The 18,892-nt window shown below is 56.9% G+C and carries 17 protein-coding genes; 3 read left to right on the top strand and 14 right to left on the bottom strand.

Translation table 11 applies throughout. From position 1 onward, the window contains the following. Window positions 1-149 precede the first annotated feature (149 nt). Genes xseA through ACMWKK_RS16720 form a run of 3 tightly spaced genes read left to right on the top strand, consistent with a single transcriptional unit; the run spans window position 150 to window position 2,952 of the window. Window positions 150-1,523, top strand: a complete 1,374-nt coding sequence (gene xseA, locus ACMWKK_RS16730) for an exodeoxyribonuclease VII large subunit (protein WP_112779898.1) — start codon at window positions 150-152, stop codon at window positions 1,521-1,523. Between the two features lie 58 nt (window positions 1,524-1,581). Next, window positions 1,582-2,601, top strand: a complete 1,020-nt coding sequence (locus ACMWKK_RS16725) for a M4 family metallopeptidase (RefSeq protein WP_112779899.1) — start codon at window positions 1,582-1,584, stop codon at window positions 2,599-2,601. Next, on the top strand, window positions 2,602-2,952 hold the full coding sequence (locus ACMWKK_RS16720; protein WP_112779900.1) for a protealysin inhibitor emfourin: 351 nt from the start codon (window positions 2,602-2,604) through the stop codon (window positions 2,950-2,952). It abuts the gene before it with no gap. Here the strand turns inward: ACMWKK_RS16720 and ACMWKK_RS16715 are convergent. The 14 genes from ACMWKK_RS16715 to ACMWKK_RS16650 all read right to left on the bottom strand — a co-directional run bounded on the left by ACMWKK_RS16715 (window position 2,949) and on the right by ACMWKK_RS16650 (window position 18,837). After that, window positions 2,949-3,170 (bottom strand): zinc ribbon domain-containing protein, encoded by a 222-nt coding sequence (locus tag ACMWKK_RS16715; protein ID WP_112779901.1) that lies wholly within the window; start codon window positions 3,168-3,170, stop codon window positions 2,949-2,951. The two genes, ACMWKK_RS16720 and ACMWKK_RS16715, sit on opposite strands and share 4 nt — an antisense overlap. Before the next feature lie 58 nt (window positions 3,171-3,228). Further along, on the bottom strand, window positions 3,229-4,770 hold the full coding sequence (locus ACMWKK_RS16710) for a peptide MFS transporter (protein ID WP_112779902.1): 1,542 nt from the start codon (window positions 4,768-4,770) through the stop codon (window positions 3,229-3,231). 300 nt (window positions 4,771-5,070) lie between these two features. Further along, window positions 5,071-6,543, bottom strand: a complete 1,473-nt coding sequence (gene der, locus ACMWKK_RS16705) for a ribosome biogenesis GTPase Der (RefSeq protein WP_023308811.1) — start codon at window positions 6,541-6,543, stop codon at window positions 5,071-5,073. Between the two features lie 112 nt (window positions 6,544-6,655). Then, on the bottom strand, window positions 6,656-7,834 hold the full coding sequence (gene bamB, locus ACMWKK_RS16700) for an outer membrane protein assembly factor BamB (RefSeq protein WP_045326015.1): 1,179 nt from the start codon (window positions 7,832-7,834) through the stop codon (window positions 6,656-6,658). 10 nt (window positions 7,835-7,844) lie between these two features. Continuing rightward, entirely contained in the window at window positions 7,845-8,465 is a 621-nt protein-coding gene (locus tag ACMWKK_RS16695; protein ID WP_112779903.1) for a YfgM family protein, read from the bottom strand. 13 nt (window positions 8,466-8,478) lie between these two features. After that, window positions 8,479-9,753 (bottom strand): histidine--tRNA ligase, encoded by a 1,275-nt coding sequence (gene hisS, locus ACMWKK_RS16690; RefSeq protein WP_045326022.1) that lies wholly within the window; start codon window positions 9,751-9,753, stop codon window positions 8,479-8,481. A gap of 80 nt (window positions 9,754-9,833) precedes the next feature. Next, the gene (gene ispG, locus ACMWKK_RS16685) at window positions 9,834-10,952 is read right to left on the bottom strand and encodes a flavodoxin-dependent (E)-4-hydroxy-3-methylbut-2-enyl-diphosphate synthase (protein WP_023308814.1); all 1,119 of its coding nucleotides are present in this window, start codon (window positions 10,950-10,952) and stop codon (window positions 9,834-9,836) included. Between the two features lie 26 nt (window positions 10,953-10,978). Continuing rightward, entirely contained in the window at window positions 10,979-11,995 is a 1,017-nt protein-coding gene (gene rodZ, locus ACMWKK_RS16680; RefSeq protein WP_406542871.1) for a cytoskeleton protein RodZ, read from the bottom strand. 292 nt (window positions 11,996-12,287) lie between these two features. Continuing rightward, window positions 12,288-13,454, bottom strand: coding sequence for a bifunctional tRNA (adenosine(37)-C2)-methyltransferase TrmG/ribosomal RNA large subunit methyltransferase RlmN (locus ACMWKK_RS16675; protein WP_014171168.1), 1,167 nt, complete (start codon window positions 13,452-13,454; stop codon window positions 12,288-12,290). Between the two features lie 169 nt (window positions 13,455-13,623). Beyond that, the gene (gene ndk, locus ACMWKK_RS16670) at window positions 13,624-14,055 is read right to left on the bottom strand and encodes a nucleoside-diphosphate kinase (protein ID WP_045326029.1); all 432 of its coding nucleotides are present in this window, start codon (window positions 14,053-14,055) and stop codon (window positions 13,624-13,626) included. Between the two features lie 121 nt (window positions 14,056-14,176). Next, entirely contained in the window at window positions 14,177-15,052 is an 876-nt protein-coding gene (locus tag ACMWKK_RS16665) for a 4Fe-4S binding protein (RefSeq protein ID WP_112779905.1), read from the bottom strand. Next, window positions 15,052-15,840 carry a dimethyl sulfoxide reductase anchor subunit family protein gene (locus ACMWKK_RS16660; protein ID WP_112779906.1) on the bottom strand — a complete coding sequence of 263 codons (789 nt, stop codon included), beginning with the start codon at window positions 15,838-15,840 and terminating at the stop codon, window positions 15,052-15,054. The genes ACMWKK_RS16665 and ACMWKK_RS16660 overlap by 1 nt, the downstream gene beginning before the upstream one ends. Then, window positions 15,833-16,462, bottom strand: coding sequence for a DMSO/selenate family reductase complex B subunit (locus ACMWKK_RS16655; protein WP_045326037.1), 630 nt, complete (start codon window positions 16,460-16,462; stop codon window positions 15,833-15,835). Before ACMWKK_RS16655 ends, ACMWKK_RS16660 begins: the two co-directional genes overlap by 8 nt. Further along, window positions 16,459-18,837 carry a DMSO/selenate family reductase complex A subunit gene (locus ACMWKK_RS16650; protein WP_309472263.1) on the bottom strand — a complete coding sequence of 793 codons (2,379 nt, stop codon included), beginning with the start codon at window positions 18,835-18,837 and terminating at the stop codon, window positions 16,459-16,461. The genes ACMWKK_RS16655 and ACMWKK_RS16650 overlap by 4 nt, the downstream gene beginning before the upstream one ends. Between the last annotated feature and the right edge of the window lie 55 nt (window positions 18,838-18,892).

Genomic DNA, 18,892 nt, shown 5'->3' with positions numbered 1-18,892 from the left:
TCTGACCTGGGTGGTTAAATATTGCCGTGGCATTATACAGAGCGTAACCGATTGCATCCACACTTTTTTAAAAAAAATGCTTGCGCTCACCTCTCAGCAGGTTACTATCGACTGAATAACTTGCTGATTTAGAATTTGATCCCGCTCACATGTTATCCTCTCAATCCCCCTCAATTTATACCGTCAGCCGCCTTAACCAGACGGTGCGTTTGCTGCTTGAGCAGGAAATGGGGCAGGTCTGGATCAGCGGTGAGATCTCTAACTTCACGCAGCCCTCTTCCGGCCACTGGTACTTTACCCTAAAAGACGATACCGCCCAGGTGCGCTGCGCGATGTTCCGCAACAGCAACCGCCGCGTGACGTTCCGTCCGCAGCACGGCCAGCAGGTTCTGGTGCGCGCCAATATCACCCTGTACGAGCCGCGCGGTGATTATCAAATTATCGTCGAGAGCATGCAGCCAGCGGGCGAAGGCCTGCTGCAGCAGAAGTACGAGCAGTTAAAGTCGAAGCTCTCCGAAGAGGGACTTTTCGACCAGCAGTTCAAAAAGCCGCTGCCCTCGCCTGCCCACTGCGTGGGCGTCATCACCTCGAAAACCGGTGCGGCGCTGCACGATATTCTGCACGTGCTGAAGCGTCGCGACCCTTCCCTGCCCGTCATTATCTACCCGACCGCCGTTCAGGGCGACGATGCGCCGGGCCAGATTGTGCGCGCTATTGAGCTGGCGAACGCCCGTCATGAGTGCGACGTCCTCATCGTCGGGCGCGGCGGCGGCTCGCTGGAAGATCTCTGGAGCTTTAACGACGAGCGCGTGGCGCGGGCAATCTTTGCCAGCCTAATCCCCGTAGTGAGCGCCGTCGGGCACGAAACGGACGTGACGATAGCCGATTTTGTCGCGGATTTGCGTGCCCCTACGCCGTCCGCGGCGGCGGAAGTGGTCAGCCGCAACCAGCTGGAGCTGCTGCGTCAAATCCAGAGCGGCCAGCAGCGTCTTGAGATGGCGATGGACTACTACCTCGCCAACCGGACCCGGCGCTTTACCCAGCTGCATCATCGTCTGCAGCAGCAGCACCCGCAGCTGCGCCTGGCGCGTCAGCAGACGGTGCTGGAGCGTCTGCGCCAGCGCATGAATTTTGCGATGGACGCGCAGCTCAAGCGCGCGGTATCGCGCCAGCAGCGCGTGACCCAGCGTCTGAACCAGCAGAACCCGCAGCCGAAAATTTATCGCGCGCAAACGCGGATCCAGCAGCTGGAGTACCGTCTGGCGGAAAACCTGCGTGCCCGTCTCAGCGCCACCCGCGAACGCTTTGGCAATGCGGTGACCCATCTTGAAGCGGTCAGCCCTCTTTCCACGCTGGCGCGCGGCTATAGCGTGACGACGGCAACGGACGGCAAGGTGCTCAAGCAAACCAAACAGGTCAATACCGGCGATGTGCTGACGACGCGTCTTTCAGACGGCTGGGTAGAAAGCGAAGTGAAATCAATAAAACCGGTGAAAAAGACGCGCCAGCGTAAAACCGGATAATTCTTCGCCGGTTACTTACTATACTGCTGCTATTCCCTTTTTTAATAAGGAGAGCAGCATGACCCATCTTTATAGCGTTATTCCCCCGTATATTCTGCGTCGTATTATCGAAAGCGGTTCCGAGCCGCAGCAGCGCTGTGCCCGCCAGACCTTAACCCATGTCCAGACGCTCATGGCCCATATGCCGGGCAAACCCGCCGCGCCGCACGTGAATAAAGCCGGACAGCTGGAGCGTGATATCTACGATGCGAAGCAAACCCAGGAGCTGCCGGGTACGCAGGTGCGTTATGAAGGCCAGCCGTCAAATGGCGATGTGGCGGTCGATGAAGCCTACGATTATTTAGGGGTTACCCACGATTTCTTCTGGAAAGAATATCAGCGCGATTCGCTCGATAATAAAGGGCTTATTTTAACCGGCACCGTGCACTACGGCAGGGAATATCAGAACGCCTTCTGGAACGGTCAGCAGATGGTGTTCGGCGACGGCGACGGGGAAATATTTAACCGCTTTACCATCGCCATCGACGTGGTGGCGCACGAGCTGAGCCACGGCGTGACCGAGACCGAAGCCGGGCTCATCTACTTTGAGCAGTCCGGCGCGCTGAACGAGTCTCTCTCTGACGTGTTTGGCTCGCTGGTGAAACAGTACCATCTGAAGCAAACCGCCGATAAGGCGGACTGGCTGATTGGTGAAGGGCTGCTGGCGAAAGGGATCAACGGCAAAGGGCTGCGCTCCATGTCTGAACCGGGTACCGCCTACAACGATCCGCTGCTCGGCAAAGACCCGCAGCCTGCGCACATGAAGGATTTCATTAAAACGCGCGAGGATAACGGCGGCGTGCATCTGAACTCCGGCATCCCCAACCGGGCATTTTATCTGGCCGCGACGGCGATCGGCGGCTACGCCTGGGAAAAAGCGGGTTATGCCTGGTACGACACGGTTTGCGATCGCAATCTGGCGCAGGATGCGGATTTTGAGGCCTTCGCAAAACTGACGATCGCGCACGGAGAGAAGCGCTCCGGCAGCGACGTTGGGGCGGCCATTAAACAAGCCTGGGAACAGGTGGGAGTGCTGTAAATGCAGGTTCCGGAACTGACGGATGACGCCGTGGTTGAGCTGGCCCGGGAAGGCGGCGTCGCTTTTATTCCCAAGCTCAGCGGGCAGCGCACCATCGCGCTCGCCTCGCTCAATGAGGCCCAGCGCCAGCGCCTGGTGAGCATCCTGGAGCAGGCGTTTCCACGCGGCCAGCCGCCAGGGCAAGCTACGTCACCCGGCAGCGGCGACCAGCGCTATTTCCGCATCCAGATTATCTGGACCGGACAAAATCAGGCGCACTACGCCGATATCATTGTGCTGGTGCCGGAGCAGGAAGCCCCCGAGTCGCTGGTCGAGCTGTGGAAGAAAGGCGAAGGCTGCGTGTGCGATTAACCTTCGACCGGAACAAACTCCACGCGTTTTTTAGAGATCAAGCCGTGGCCGTTCTGGCAGAAATAGTCCACCGCCCCGCAGGCTTTTAAAACCTGGAGCGGCTGATGGCACTCCGGGCAACGGGCTTCAAGCGCAATATCTTTATTGCAGCGCTCGCAGTGTGCTGCCCCGTTCAGGGGCTCAAGCGTAGCCTGGCAATCCGGGCAGGTTATCGACATATACTCTCCTGTTGAATTTTACCGGGGCAGGAAAAGCGCCCCGGTAGGCTGAATACGATCAGGCTTCAGCTGCCGGTTTAGTCTGCGCATTTTCCAGCATGCGGCGCACCGGAACAATGAGGACGATCAGCACCGCGGCACAAATCAGCAGCGCGATGGAGCAGCGCGCAAAGAGATCCGGCAGCATATCCAGCTGGTCGGCCTTCACGTGGCCGCCAATCAGCCCTGCCGCCAGGTTACCCAGCGCGCTGGCGCAGAACCACAGACCCATCATCTGGCCGCGCATTCTCTCCGGCGCCAGCAGCGTCATGGTCGCCAGGCCAATCGGGCTGAGACACAGTTCGCCGAGCGTTAGCATCAGGATACTGCCTACCAGCCAGAACGGCGACACGCCCGCCCCACCGCTGCTCAGCACGTTCTGCGCCGCCAGCATCATCAGGCCAAAGCCCGCCGCCGCACACAGAATACCGATAACAAACTTGGTGATGCTGCTCGGGCGAATGTTCATGCTCGCCAGCTTCGGCCACGCCCAGCTGAACACCGGTGCCAGCAGGATGATGAACAGGGCGTTGATCGACTGGAACCATACCGCCGGGATTTCGAAATCGCCGATCGTGCGGTTAGTGTAGTCGTTGGCAAACAGGTTGAACGAGGTTGGCTTCTGTTCGAACGCGGACCAGAAGAACGCCGCGGAGATCAGCAGAATAAAGCAGACCAGCAGTCTGGCGCGCTCTTTACGATTCAGGCCCGCAAAAACAAACAGATAAATAAAGTAGAGGGCAACGGACGCCGCAATGACGTAGACCAGCACGCTGGCTACCGCGACCGGGTTAATCACAATCACGCCCTGCGCAATCAGCGTCACGATCGTTGCCACGCCTGCCGCCAGCGCCAGCAGCCACACGCCCACGCCGTTACGCTTCACCACCGGGCTGTTCCAGGTGGAGTCGAGGCCGACTTCGCCGTCATAGCGTTTCATGGCCGGAACGGCAAACACGCGGAAGATGATCAGCGCCACCAGCATCCCGATGCCGCCAATGCCAAAGCCCCAGTGCCAGCCGTGAGTTTTAATCAGCCAGCCGGAAATCAGCGGCGCGATGAACGAGCCCATGTTGATGCCCATATAGAACAGCGAGAAACCGCCGTCACGACGCGCGTCGCCTTTTTTATACAGGGTACCCACCATGACCGAGATACAGGTCTTGAACAGCCCGGAGCCGAGCACGATAAACATCAGGCCGATAAAGAACAGGTTGTCGCCCATGATGGCCGAGAGCGCAATCGACAGGTGGCCGAGCGCAATCAGGATCGAACCGTACCAGACGGCTCTCTGCTGGCCGAGCCAGTTATCCGCCAGCCAGCCGCCCGGCAGCGCGGCCAGGTACATGGTACCGGCAAAGATACCGACAATCGCGGAGGCGTTTTCACGCGCGAGGCCCATCCCGCCGTCATAGACGGTGGCGGCCATAAACAGGATCAGTAGCGGGCGAATGCCGTAAAACGAGAAACGCTCCCACATCTCGGTGAAGAACAGCGAACCGAGCGGATACGGATGGCCGAAGAACGTCCGGCTCTCTTTATGATTAACAGAGGATTGCATAATTCTCCCGAAAGGTATGTGTCGTGCTTGTAAACACCAGCAGGTACGCCGGCCAGTTACGTATCTGGCCGATTTTTTTACATGCGGCGAAAAGTGAGTTAACCATTTGATAACCCGGCGCCAGGTTTGTCCAGTACCGGACCCTGGACTTTAAGATGAAAATTCGACGATTGTCTACTTTCTTAGATTTAAACTTGGTTAAAAGTGAATAGTGATTGACATCACACCGGGAAAACCGGCGGTATGATTGGGCAAAAAAAAGCCCGCGATCATCGCGGGCTTTCGTGAGACTGGAAAAGCTTATTTGCTTTTCTTAATGTGCTTAATCAGGCGCTTACGCTTACGCATCTGGTTCGGCGTCAGGGTGTTGCGCTTGTTGGCGAACGGGTTTTCCCCTTCCTTAAACTGGATACGGATAGGCGTGCCCATCACGTCCAGCGACTTGCGGAAGTAGTTCATCAGGTAGCGCTTGTAGGAATCCGGCAGATCTTTCACCTGGTTGCCGTGGATCACCACGATTGGCGGGTTATAGCCACCGGCATGGGCATATTTCAGCTTCACGCGACGACCGCGCACCAGCGGCGGCTGATGGTCTTCCGCTGCCATATTCATGATGCGGGTCAGCATGGCGGTGCTCTGACGACGGGTGGAGCTGTCGTAAGCTTCACGCACGGATTCGAACAGGTTACCCACGCCGCTGCCGTGCAGCGCAGAGATAAAGTGTACGCGGGCAAAATCGATAAAGCCCAGACGGAAGTCGAGGGTCTCTTTCACCTGCTCACGCACTTCGTTGCTCAGGCCATCCCATTTGTTGACCACGATAACCAGCGAGCGCCCACTATTGAGGATAAAGCCGAGCAGAGAGAGGTCCTGATCGGAGATCCCTTCGCGTGCGTCGATAACCAGCAGCACGACGTTGGCATCTTCGATCGCCTGCAGGGTTTTGATAACGGAGAATTTTTCCACCACATCGGTGATTTTCCCGCGCTTACGCACCCCGGCAGTGTCGATGAGGACATACTCACGCTCATCGCGCTGCATCGGGATGTAGATGCTGTCGCGGGTGGTGCCCGGCATGTCGTAAACGACCACGCGCTCTTCACCCAGAATACGGTTAGTAAGCGTAGACTTACCTACGTTTGGACGACCCACGATAGCCAGCTTGATCGGCAGATCCTGCGGGTTGAAGTCGTCTTCAGGCTCTTCTTCGCCCTCTTCTCCGTCTTCGAACTGCGCCCAGTATTCAGCGTCTTCGTCCACCTCTTCCGGCGGGTTCACTTCGTCAACCCACGGCAGCAGAACGGTTTCCAGCAGGCTGGTCACTCCGCGGCCGTGCGATGCCGCAATCGGGTAGATTTCACCCAGGCCCAGGGACCAGAAGTCCGCGACGGCCTGATCGGCATCAATGCCGTCGGTTTTGTTCGCCACCAGGAAGGTCGGCTTTTCGCGTGATCGCAGGTGTTTTGCGATAGCGGAGTCCGCCGGCATCAGGCCAGCGCGCGCATCCACCATAAACAGCACCACATCCGCTTCTTCAATCGCCAGCAGCGACTGTTCCGCCATGCGGGTTTCCACGCCGTCTTCTGTGCCGTCAATACCACCGGTATCAATACAGATGAACTCGCGTCCTTCCACCTCTGCACGACCGTACTTACGGTCACGCGTCAGCCCCGGGAAATCCGCAACCAGCGCATCACGGGTGCGTGTTAAACGGTTAAAAAGAGTGGATTTTCCAACGTTAGGGCGCCCGACAAGCGCGACCACAGGTACCATGTTTGAAGCCTCATAAAATTCAAAATAACGTCGCTTTCGCGGCGTTTTTAAAAATGTCAAAACGGCTCCTGAGTGAACAGGAGCCGTTTAGTATACTACAACCGCTGGGTAATTAACGCGTGATCGCGTACAGCGTGCCGTCTTTTGCCTGAATCAGCAGTTTGCCGTCAGCCACAACCGGATCGGTCAGGAAACCAGAGCTGTCGACTTTTTGCTGTGCAACAAAGCGGCCATTCTCCGGATCGATCCAGTGCATATACCCTTCGCTGTCACCGACCACCAGGCTACCGTTGTACAGCGCCGGTGCGGTCAGCAGGCGGTGCAGCAGATCGCTTTGCGTCCATAGCGTCACGCCACCTTCGGTGCTCAGCGCCAGCAGACGGTCATTCTGGTCAACCATATAGATACGGTTACCTTCCACGACGAAATCATTCACCGAGCCCAGCTCACGTTTCCACATGATCTGGCCGCTGCGCAGATCCAGCGCGGTCAGGTTGCCGTTATAGGCCAGCGCGTAAACCACACCGTTAACGATGACCGGCGTGGTGTCGACGTCGCTCAGACGATCGATTTCCGTTGAGCCAGTGGCCTGAGAGATACGCTGCTGCCAGATCATCTGGCCCTGCTGCATCAGCACGGCGCTCACGCGACCGTTGTCACCCCCTACAATGGCTGCACCAAACGCGGTAGCCGGTGCGGATTCGCCGCGCAGAGAGAGCGCAGGCATGTCCAGGTTAACGGTCCATTTTACCAGACCGTCCGCTTCGTTCAGCGCCTGCAGCTGGCCGTTGCTGGTATGAATCAGCACCAGACCGTCGCTCACCACCGGACGAGACAGAGATTCACCCGCCACGGTTGTTTGCCAGGCAATGGAGCCGTCGCTGCTGTTAAGCGCATATACCTGCGCTTTTTCGCTGCCTACGTAGACATGACCACCGGCAACGGTCAGACCGCCCGACAGCAGTGCAGATTTACGCGAGAACCAGCCGTCTTTTTCCGCCAGGTTAACGGACCATACTTCTTTCCCGTCATCGGCGTTCACCGCTTTTACGGTACCTTTGCGGTCAGCGGCATACACAACGCTGTCTGCATAGGCCGGATGAAGGTTGGAATAGAAATCACCAATCCCATTGCCCACGGAGACATCCCACGCGGTGGAGGGGGTAAACTGGTTTTCAACCGTTGGCAGCGGGGACATTTTCACAACGTCCTCTTCGCCACTGAACAGTGAACAACCACTCAATAACGTAACAGAAAGCAGTCCTGGCAGAAGTAATTTACGCAATTGCATCGGGTCCCTCTCAGACGGACAAATTATTTATTTTCATCTGCATCATTTCGCTCAGCGCAGGTGAAGCATTGCTATCCACGCCGGCTTGCCACGCTTTACGCGCGCCCGCTTTGTCACCTTTGCTCAGCAGTGCTTCACCGCGCAGATCGGCAACGATGGCAGCAAAACCTTCGCCTTTGATGGTATCGAGCGTTTTCAGCGCATCGTCAGCTTTTTTCTGCTGAACCTGAATACGTGCCAGGCGCAGATTGATTACCGCTTTCAGGTTTTCATCGCTGGCCGCAGCAAGGCTCTGAGAGAGCTGAGCAGCGGCTTTATCCAGTTCGTTCTTATCAACGTACTGCTGAGCCACTTCCAGCGCCGCCAGTGCACCGTAGGTATTTTTGTTGTCAGCCGCAAATTTCTCTGCCGCCGTCAGCGTTTGCGGCTGATCGGCACGAATTGCGCTCACGGTATTTTCATAGGAGAGAGACGCGCCGCGCGCGGAATCCGCCTGATGATTGTTCCAGTAACGCCAGCCCACCAGCGCACCGACACCTAAAATAACCCCAACAACCAGCGCTTTGCCGTTTTCAACAAAGAAGCGTTTAATCGCGTCGACCTGATCGTGTTCGTTCTCGTAAATTTCCACGCAGTCCTTCTCCTTAGCCCAATAGAGTGCGCAAGTGCGCCGCAACGCCGTCCTGCGTTACCGTTGTCTGCTCACCAGAGCGCAGGTCCTTCACCACCACTTCGCCGTTAGCCACTTCGGACTCGCCCAGCACCAGTGCGATACTTGCGCCCCACTTATCGGCACGAGCAAACTGTTTTTTGAAGTTGCCGCCGCCATGGTTGGTCATCAGCTTAACGCCCGGCAGCGCATCGCGCACGCGTTCGGCAAGCTGCATCGCCGCAGACTGCGTTTCCGCGCCTGAGGCCACCAGGTATATATCGACAACGGAATCTGCTTTAAATTCCGGATTGACTGCCTGAACCAGCAAAACAAGTCGCTCAAGGCCCATCGCGAAGCCAACCGCAGGCGCTGCACGACCGCCAAGTTGCTCTACCAGACCGTCATAACGGCCGCCCGCGCACACGGTGCCCTGAGAGCCGAGGCTGCTCGTCACCCACTCAAACACGGTACGGTTGTAGTAGTCCAGACCGCGCACCAGGCGCTGGTTCACGGTATAGGCGATACCCGCTGCTTCAAGCAGCTTGCACAGGCCCGCGAAGTGTTCGCGAGACTCATCGTCCAGATAGTCGCCCAGCGCAGGCGCATCGTTTAGCAGTGCCTGAACGTCTGCGTTTTTGGAATCCAGAACGCGCAGCGGGTTGCTGTACATGCGACGTTTGCAGTCTTCATCCAGCTTCTCTTTATGCTGTTCCAGGAACGCCACCAGTGCATCGCGATAGTTAGCACGCGCTTCCAGAGAGCCGATAGAGTTCAGTTCCAGGGAAACGTGATCGGCGATACCGAGGGCGCGCCACCAGCGGGCGGTCAGCATAATCAGCTCGGCGTCGATGTCCGGGCCCTGCAGACCAAAGACTTCCACACCCAGCTGGTTGAACTGGCGATAACGCCCTTTCTGAGGACGTTCGTGGCGGAACATCGGGCCGATATACCACAGGCGCTGCTCCTGATTGTACAGAAGACCATGTTCGATGCCGGCGCGTACGCAGCCCGCCGTACCTTCCGGGCGCAGGGTCAGGCTGTCGCCGTTGCGGTCCTCGAAGGTGTACATCTCTTTTTCAACCACGTCGGTAACTTCACCAATCGCGCGTTTGAATAACGGGGTCTGCTCTACAATCGGCAAACGGATTTCGCTGTAACCGTAGCTGCCGAGCACCTGCTTGAGTGTGCCTTCAATGCGCTGCCAGATGGCGGTTTCGCCAGGCAGATAATCGTTCATGCCGCGGATGGCTTGAATGTTTTTTGCCACGTTTATTCTCTTTCTATATACAAAAAAAACCCAAAGAATGGGTTCAATCATACATGGGAAGCTCACGGCTTCCCATCACGTTATTTTTCAACCTGCTGAACGCTAATACGCTGTGTCTCGTCCATCATCGCGGCTTTGGCGCGGATGCGGGCTTCAAGCTGGTCGATCATGTCGCTATTATCCAGACGATCTTTACGAACGCCATCTTCATAGAGACCACTTTTCTTGTTACCGCCGGTGACGCCCAGCGTTGAGACCAGAGCTTCACCCGGACCGTTTACCACGCAGCCGATGATGGAGACGTCCATCGGGGTAATAATGTCTTCCAGACGCTGCTCCAGGGCATTCACCGTACCGATCACGTCAAACTCCTGACGCGAGCAGGTTGGGCAGGCAATAAAGTTGATCCCGCGCGCGCGAATGCGCAGTGACTTCAGAATATCGAAACCGACCTTGATCTCTTCGACCGGATCGGCCGCCAGCGAAACGCGCAGGGTGTCGCCGATCCCTTCAGAAAGCAGCAGCCCCAGACCGATCGCGGATTTTACGGAACCGCTGCGCAGGCCGCCCGCTTCGGTGATCCCGAGGTGCAGCGGCTGGTCGATCTGTTTTGCCAGCAGGCGATAAGATTCAACCGCGAGAAATACGTCTGACGCTTTTACGCTGACCTTAAACTGATCAAAGTTAAGACGATCCAGATGATCAACGTGACGCATAGCAGATTCAAGCAGCGCCTGGGGCGTTGGCTCGCCGTACTTTTCCTGCAGATCTTTTTCCAGGGAACCGGCGTTAACGCCGATACGGATTGGAATATTCTTGTCGCGGGCGCAGTCCACCACCATGCGGATACGCTCTTCGTTACCGATGTTGCCCGGGTTAATGCGCAGGCAATCGACGCCGTATTCGGCCACTTTCAGTGCGATGCGGTAGTCGAAGTGGATATCAGCCACCAGCGGAACGCTGACCTGCTGTTTAATCAGTTTGAACGCCTCAGCGGCATCCATGGTCGGGACGGAAACGCGAACAATGTCCGCGCCTACACGTTCTAATGCTTTGATTTGATTAACCGTCGCTTCCACATCCGTGGTGCGCGTGTTGGTCATCGACTGAACGGCGATAGGTGCCCCATCGCCGATTGGCACATTCCCAACGTAAATCCGTTTCGATTTTCTACGTTGAATCGGAGCCTGGTTATGCATGAAAAATCTCCCGCGTTGCCCGTCTGTTACTGTGCTGCTGATTGTTCGGCATTAACGGTAAGACGCGCAACCTGGTTAGTTCTGATAAAGCGGCTCAGGTCGACAGGTTTTCCTTGATACTGGATCTGTACCGCTGCCGGAGCGCCGATTTTAAGTTTATAAGGAGCCTGGCCGGTTAGGTTTAACGTGCCATCTTTACGCTGCAGGCCGCTGAACAGTTTTTTACCTGTTGCGTCAGTCACTTCCAGCCAGCAGTCGGCGCTGAAGTTCATCACCAGCGCGTTAGGATCGGCGGCTGTTGTTGCCGTTCCTGCCGGACTGGTTGGCAGAGTCGCAGCGCTATTATCTGCAGGCTGGGTGGCAGCAGGCGCGTTCGCCGCAGTATCCACATTCGCCTGAGAAGGAGAAACCACCGCGTTTTGATCCTGAGACTGAGGTGCAGCGGTGTTAGCCGTTGCTGCCGGAGCCTGCGCTGCACCGTTCGCCGACGCGTCTGGGGCGGCGGTCTGTGGCTCGCTGGAGGACGCCGCACCGTCGGTATTCAGCGGCACGCTCTGGGCGTTGTCATTACCGGCCTGGTTGAGCTCGGCGGAGGATTGATCGGCCATGGTGGTGATCTCTTCCTGCTGCGCCTTGTGGTTTTGCCACCACCATGCGCCGGTCAGACCGACCACGACAAACAGCACCAGCCAGGTAAAGCTCATCAGCCAGCCATCACGTTTTTTACGACGTTTCCCCAGGGAGAAGGTCTGCATCGGCGCAACTTTTGCTGCACGGACCGGGGCCTGCTTCTCCATCATTGGCAGTAATTCGTTTTCGGGGATGTGAACCAGTTTTGCGTAAGAGCGGATATAACCGCGCAGAAATGTTGAAGCCAGATCGGCAGGCGCCTTATCTTCTTCAATATCGCGAACCGTGGAAACCTTCAGGCACAAGCGTCCCGCAACGGCTTGCTGGCTGAGTCCGAGTTGTTCACGGGCGTTGCGAAGACGAACGCCAGTGGAGAGTGCTTCATGTTGGTCGTGAGTGGCTTCAGTATTCATTCGCTACAACTACTGGTACGTGAAAAAAAGGGTTCAGGCGCCGGTGAGTCACAATGCCACCCGCACCGCGAAACTTCTGGTCAGTTAGCCTCGAACAGAGAGTATAAGACTGTCAGCCCGGAGATGACAGTACAGCCCTGCCCGTACGGCTAAACTGTTGTTACGTCGTTACATACTGCCCGAAAGTCGGATGAAACGCACCGTAATTATTGATCAGTCATCACGATTCTGACTGATTATTCAGTAAGGTTATGCTACACGGCGCAGATAATGCGCCGTGAGTGCATAAGAATCAAACAGCTTTAACCGCGATCGTCTCGCCCTGCATGCGCTTACGCAGGGTGCGCTTGGTACGGTCAATGACATCACCTGCCAGCTGACCGCATGCGGCATCAATATCATCACCGCGGGTTTTACGCACGATGGTGGTGAAACCATACTCCATCAGCACCTTCGAGAAGCGGTCGATACGGCTGTTTGAGCTACGGCCATACGGCGCGCCCGGGAACGGGTTCCACGGGATCAGGTTGATTTTGCACGGCGTATCTTTCAGCAGTTCAGCCAGCTGGTGCGCATGCTCGGTACCGTCGTTGACGTGGTCAAGCATCACGTACTCGATGGTGACGCGGCCCTGGTTGGCGTTGGATTTCTCCAGATAGCGGCGCACGGCAGCGAGGAAGGTTTCGATATTGTACTTTTTGTTGATCGGCACAATTTCGTCACGAATTTCGTCGTTTGGCGCGTGCAGGGAGATCGCCAGCGCGACGTCAATCATGTCGCCAAGCTTGTCCAGCGCAGGCACAACGCCCGACGTCGACAGCGTGACGCGACGCTTGGACAGACCAAAGCCAAAGTCATCCAGCATGATTTCCATCGCCGGAACGACGTTGGTCAGGTTCAGCAGCGGTTCACCCATTCCCATCATCACCACGTTGGTGATAGGACGCGTGCCGGTCACTTTTGCCGCACCCACGATTTTCGCGGCGCGCCAGACCTGGCCGATAATTTCGGATACGCGCAGGTTACGGTTAAAGCCTTGCTGCGCGGTTGAGCAGAATTTGCACTCCAGCGCACAGCCAACCTGAGAGGAGACGCACAGCGTGGCGCGGTCTTCTTCCGGGATGTAGACGGTTTCAACGCGCTGATCGCCTACGGCAATCGCCCATTTGATGGTGCCATCTGCCGAGCGCTGCTCTTCCACCACTTCCGGCGCGCGGATCTCAGCCACTTCTTTAAGCTTGTTGCGCAGGACCTTGTTGATGTCAGTCATGTCATCAAAATTGTCGCTGCAGTAATGGTACATCCACTTCATGACCTGATCGGCACGAAACGGCTTTTCGCCCATCTCTTTAAAGAACTCGCGCATCTGCTGACGGTTCAGATCCAGCAGGTTGATTTTTCCATTTTTATTGGGAACCGCAGGAATGGCGACTTCGGAGGTATTCACTAATTCAGACATAATATTTACCGGCCTCGTTGTTACACGTTATGGCCCATGGAGGGTTGAATAGAAACGCCCCGGAAAGCGGTCTGCTCGTCCGGGGCGTTGCATTGTACAAAGTCTGACGCAGGGATGCCACGTCTGGACGCGGCATTTACGAAAATAATGTGTAAACGAAACCGTTAAATTAACGGGTACGTGGACACACTTCGCCTTCTGCGAAGAAGAAAGCGATTTCGCGTGCAGCAGATTCAACGGAGTCAGAACCGTGGGTGCCGTTCTCGGTGAAGCTGTCCGCGTAGTCAGCGCGCAGGGTACCGGCCAGCGCGTTGTCCGGGTTGGTTGCACCCAGCAGGTCGCGGTGACGCTGTACTGCGTTTTCGCCTTCCAGCACGGAGACCACGATAGGACCGGAGGTCATGAACTCCACCAGGCCGTCAAAGAATGGGCGACCTTCGTGCTCAGCGTAGAAGCCGCGAGCCTGCTCAACGGTCAGGTGCAGCATTTTGGTGCCAACAATTTTGAACCCTGCTGATTCAAAGCGCGAGAAGATGCTGCCAATAACGTTTTTTGCCACCGCGTTTGGCTTGATGATGGAAAAAGTACGTTCAATAGCCATGATAACCTCTGTCAATGTTCTGTTGTTTTGCATACCTGAGTATGGTGTGGCGCGGATTATAATGAGCAATAGCGCCATTGCCTATGGTTCTGCATAACATTTTTTTAAAATGAGACGAAGATTAGCAACAGTCCGGGTTTCGCATGCCGTGCAGGTGACGCAGACACAGCGCGCACTGCTTTTCTTCACATTGAAATGACCAGAATGGACGATGGCATACGGAGCAGGTTGCCGCATGCGCCCGGTGAACGATGACGCTGGCCGGAGCTTCTTTTTTCATCACCTTCAGCGCGCGGTGCTGACATACCGCCTCGCATCCGCCGCATCCGGTACAGCGTGCAGCCTCAATAACCAGCGCGTCCTGCTCAAAGCGAATGGCATTTTCCGGACAGCTTCGCCAGCAGGCACCGCACAGAACGCATTTTTCGCCGTCGAGCGCGATGTCCGCTTCACTGACGCTCGCGAACGCTTTGCGCAGCATCCGCACGCCCGGCTGCACCGAACAGGCCGTCACATCCTCTTGCGGAATATGAATCAGCGCGCGCCGCGCGGAATCGATCTCTTTTTTAACCCAGGGTCGGAAATTCCAGGCCGCTTCACCGCGTCGACGGAGGACAAGGTTAAGCCCGGCGAGCGCCGCCATCCAGGCGGACGACTGCTCTGCTTCAAGACTGATAGCGCGAATGCCCTGCACCGTGTGCCAGAGGAGAAGTTCGTTAAGCGCGGGCGCGCGCCGGGTAAATGGCCCCACGAGGGTATCTCCCTGACGACAGCGTTTTTGCGGCGCGATGCCGACAATCGCCTCTGCAGGGCAGACAAACAGGCAGTCACCGCATTCAATACAGCGGCTTTCATCAACCCGCACGCCGGCATCCGTAAACGAGAACACCTGCATGGGGCACGCATCCGCACAGGCACGACAGGAGACGTGTCGAAAGCGGCGACGGACGCATGCATGCGTCACGTCCATCGCCGGAAGAGAGGCTTGATTCACCATCAGCCGATACTGAAGAAGACGAAACGCAGCATGACTTCGCCGACAATCAGCAGCGCGCTTCCCGCCAGCATCGTCCCCCGCGTTGACCTCAGCCCACCCGCGGCAAAGCAGAGCATTCCCAGGACTGAGACGCACTCGCCGATAAGGTGCACCGTGCGCAGCTGTTCAAGCATCTGCAGCGGAGCGTGAGGGAAGGTCACAGCGCCGGTATCAGCCGCATGGATGTCGGCCAGCCAGAGGGGCTGCATCAGCAGGCGCGCCAGCACCAGCAGAGCGACAATCACCACCGCTACGCGCACCGCGCTGCGGTTTTGGCCCCTCACCGCCATAAAAGCCGACCCGATAATGCCCACCGAGCCGATAAACAACACCAGCGTATTGATATGCTGCCACGTCACGACGGAGGCATGCATGTAGATTTGCGCCATGCAGAACACATCCACCAGCCCGACCAGGCCGGCGGCGACCAGAAGCGGCTTCCAGCCGGGCTGCTTCGCGAGCAGCAGCAGGATCGCAAGGCCGACGGCCGCCAGGTAGAGGCTGGCAAAGACGATTTCACGGCTGAGCCAGGAGCTGGACACATGACGCAGCGCGTTCAGAGCATTAAGCGGGTAGCCCATATGCAGCGCCGAGGAAAGCAGCCCGACGCTGGCCAGGACAAACGCCCCCACGGCCGTAGCCAGCACGCTGCGCTGTGGAGCACCCGCTGCGCCAAATGCCAGCCAGAGCGTCACGCCGACCGATCCCTGCAGGAACAGCGTAAAAATCAGCAGCGGTAACTCATGCATGATGCTTCCCCTCTTTCTCTGCACCCTGATGCGGCGTAATCACCAGATTCGGTTTAGTGATGGAGGAATCAGGCAATCCTTTCACATCACAAACCGCACCGTATTTCGCCCGCAGTTCATCAACGGGACCAAACTTGATCGCCTCCAGCGGACAGGTTGCCACGCAGACCGGCTGTTCCCCCTTCGCCTGCAGATCCACGCAGAAATCACATTTTGACATCTGCCCGGTCTGTTCGTTGAGCTGTGGCGCGCCGTACGGACACGACCAGGCGCAGTAGCCGCAGCCGACGCATTTGTCCGTATCAACACGCACGATGCCGTCTCCCGGCCGCTTGTGCATGGCGGTCGTCGGGCAGTTTTTCGTGCAGATCGGATCGGCGCAGTGGTTACAGGAGATGGAGAGGGTGTAGGCAAAAACGTTGTTGCTCACGCCGCCCTGCCCGGTCGAAATGAAGCTGCCGCCGTGAACTTCATACACGCGGCGAAAACGACGTCCTGGCTCCAGATTATTTTTGTCTTTACACGCTACCTGACAGGCTTTACACCCTGAGCAGCGTGACGAGTCGATATAAAAGCCCAGCTGCTTGTCGCTCACTGGCGCGTAGTGTTTAAACTGACTCATGCTTTTGCTACCTCCACCAGCATGGTTTGATGTGAATTCCCTTTCGCCAGGGCTGTGATCCGGGCCGAGCTGAGCACGTTCGCGCAGCCGCCTTTATCAATCCCCCTCTCGTCCGGCTGCCACCAGGCGCCTGCCTGCATGGCGACCACCCCAGGAATAATGCGCGGCGTAACCTCCGCCGGAATTTCACAAATGCCGCGTGCGTTATGGATACGGACGATATCTCCCTGCGCAATGCCGCGCTTTTGCGCGTCCTGAGGGTTAATCCACAGCTTTTGCTGCTGTGCTTCAATTAACCACGGGTTGGCGTACTGGGTAGAGTTGGCGCGGTTTTTCCCTTTCCAGGTGATCAGCTGTAGCGGGAAGGTTTTAGCCAGATCGTCTTCCGGCCCTTCGTGGGCTGGCACGTAGTGCGACAGTGCCGGGATCTCCGGATGCTGCATGTCGTACAGACGCTTTGAGAAGATCTCAATTTTTCCGGACGGCGTCGGGAACGGATGATTTTGCGGATCGCGAATGTTGTCTTCAAAGGCGACAAACGGCGCACTTTTGAAGAGATGCTGACGCGTCTTTTGCAGCGTCGCAAAGTCAGGCAGGTTTTCGTCCGGCATCGCCAGACGCGTCTGTTCCCAGATGTGCTCTATCCACGCTTTTTCGTCCCGGCCTTCACTGAATGCAGGCTCAATGCCGAGCTTCGCGGCCACCTCTCGCAGCCAGTCGTAGTCTGAACGACGCTCAAATTCGGGTTCAATCAGCTTCTCGGACAGGATCAGGTAGCTGGCCGTGCCCCACGTCTCGCCAATATTCCAGCGCTCCATAAAGCTGGTTTCCGGCAGCAGGAGATCGGCATATTTCGCGCTTGGCGTCATGAACAGATCGCTCGCGACGATAAACTGGATCTTCGACTCGTCTTCCAGCACGCGCGTCGCCTGGTGAAGATCGGGGTTCTGGTTTGCCAGATAGTTACCAGCCAGCGAGAACAGGATACGAATATTGCTGTCGAGCTTATCCGCCTCCTTCAGGCCAACGTCCGGCGTCACCATTGATGCGTCATCGGCTGCCTGCACCCAGTTCATGACCGATATTTTGGCTTTTATCGGGTTATCCGGCATGTCGGGGCCAGCGGCGAATTTTCGGTTAGCGCAGCCGCCATAGCCTGCCGCCCAGCCCCCTTTCACCCCGACGTTCCCCGTCAGCGTGGCCAGCAGCGTTGAGCCGCGTGCGGTGCGTTCTCCGCAATTATGACGCTGTGGACCCCAGCCCTGGATCAGCGCCGCAGGCTTCGTCGTGGCATAATCGCGCGCCAGCTGACGGATGGTCTGCGCAGGCACATGGGTAATTTTCTCAGCCCACTCAGGCGTCCTGGCCACGCCATCTTTCGCGCCGGTCAGATACGCGATCAGGGATTCATTGGCAGGAACCCCTTCCGGCATAGAACCTTCATCGAAGCCCAGGGTATAGCGCTGAATAAACGCGCGATCGTGCAGGTTTTCCGTCACGATGGTATACATCATTGCATCCATCAGCGCGTTGTCGGTGGTCGGAAGCAGCGGGATCCACTGGTCGGCCAGCGACGACACCGTATCCGAGTAGCGCGGATCGACGACGATAAAGCGGGTGCCGTTTTGCTTCATCTTCTGGAAAAAGTAGTTGCTGTGGCCAAAAATGGTCTCTGTCGGGTTATGCCCCCAAAGAATGACCAGTTTGGTATCCAGCAGCGTATCCAGCGAGCTGCCGCTGGCGGCGGTGCCGTAGGTATAAGGCGTTGCCGCCGCGGTGTTACCCATACTGACCGAGTGATAACTTTCAAGATATCCGCCGGTTAAATTCAGCAGACGACGAACCATTTTATCGCCTGAGAAGGTTCCCCCCGAAACCGCAGTACCGACATGCACATAGCGCGAGGCGGGGCCATACTTTTGCGTAATGGTTTTTAATTGAGTGGCAATCAGCGTCGTTGCTTCATCCCAGGAAATACGTTCAAATTTTCCTTCGCCACGTTTACCCACGCGTTTCATTGGATATTTTAGCCGGTCAGGGTGATACACAAATTTTCTGTATGCGCGCCCGCGAACGCAGGCGCGCATTACCGGCATTTCGGGATCCAGTTCATTATCCGGACGCGTGGAAATTCGCGTGACCACGCCGTCGCTGACGTGCGCCCGAATATCACATTTTCCGCCGCAGTCAAAGGTGCTACAGGTTTGAATCACTTTTTCTTCGGGCGCGTCCACTGCCGCTGGCATTTTTGATGCCTGCGCTTTTCCGGCCTTCACCACAAACGGCAGCGCGGCGAGCGCGGACCCGGCCTGAATAAAGTGGCGCCGGGAGAGAGCGGGATTAAGACTCTCTCTCAGTTTCTTATTTTTTTTCATTGCTCGTTCCTTCAAATAAAAACGCATTCTCGTTTTTTTGCAGAACCGAACATTG

The sequence above is a fragment of the Enterobacter sp. 01-M-03-SI-ECC genome, from assembly GCF_047530215.1.
GTDB lineage: Bacteria > Pseudomonadota > Gammaproteobacteria > Enterobacterales > Enterobacteriaceae > Enterobacter > Enterobacter chengduensis.
The sequence above is the reverse complement of the archived record's forward strand: the minus strand, read 5'-3'. Positions and strand labels throughout refer to the sequence as shown.

Bases quoted from the DNA above. Each gene is read 5' to 3' on its own strand.
- xseA (WP_112779898.1), top strand. From the start codon at position 150: ATGTTATCCTCTCAATCCCCCTCAATTTATACCGTCAGCCGCCTTAAC.
- ACMWKK_RS16725 (WP_112779899.1), top strand. From the start codon at position 1,582: ATGACCCATCTTTATAGCGTTATTCCCCCGTATATTCTGCGTCGTATT.
- ACMWKK_RS16720 (WP_112779900.1), top strand. From the start codon at position 2,602: ATGCAGGTTCCGGAACTGACGGATGACGCCGTGGTTGAGCTGGCCCGG.
- ACMWKK_RS16715 (WP_112779901.1), bottom strand. From the start codon at position 3,170: ATGTCGATAACCTGCCCGGATTGCCAGGCTACGCTTGAGCCCCTGAAC.
- ACMWKK_RS16710 (WP_112779902.1), bottom strand. From the start codon at position 4,770: ATGCAATCCTCTGTTAATCATAAAGAGAGCCGGACGTTCTTCGGCCAT.
- der (WP_023308811.1), bottom strand. From the start codon at position 6,543: ATGGTACCTGTGGTCGCGCTTGTCGGGCGCCCTAACGTTGGAAAATCC.
- bamB (WP_045326015.1), bottom strand. From the start codon at position 7,834: ATGCAATTGCGTAAATTACTTCTGCCAGGACTGCTTTCTGTTACGTTA.
- ispG (WP_023308814.1), bottom strand. From the start codon at position 10,952: ATGCATAACCAGGCTCCGATTCAACGTAGAAAATCGAAACGGATTTAC.
- rodZ (WP_406542871.1), bottom strand. From the start codon at position 11,995: ATGAATACTGAAGCCACTCACGACCAACATGAAGCACTCTCCACTGGC.
- ACMWKK_RS16675 (WP_014171168.1), bottom strand. From the start codon at position 13,454: ATGTCTGAATTAGTGAATACCTCCGAAGTCGCCATTCCTGCGGTTCCC.
- ndk (WP_045326029.1), bottom strand. From the start codon at position 14,055: ATGGCTATTGAACGTACTTTTTCCATCATCAAGCCAAACGCGGTGGCA.
- ACMWKK_RS16665 (WP_112779905.1), bottom strand. From the start codon at position 15,052: ATGGTGAATCAAGCCTCTCTTCCGGCGATGGACGTGACGCATGCATGC.
- ACMWKK_RS16660 (WP_112779906.1), bottom strand. From the start codon at position 15,840: ATGCATGAGTTACCGCTGCTGATTTTTACGCTGTTCCTGCAGGGATCG.
- ACMWKK_RS16655 (WP_045326037.1), bottom strand. From the start codon at position 16,462: ATGAGTCAGTTTAAACACTACGCGCCAGTGAGCGACAAGCAGCTGGGC.
- ACMWKK_RS16650 (WP_309472263.1), bottom strand. From the start codon at position 18,837: ATGAAAAAAAATAAGAAACTGAGAGAGAGTCTTAATCCCGCTCTCTCC.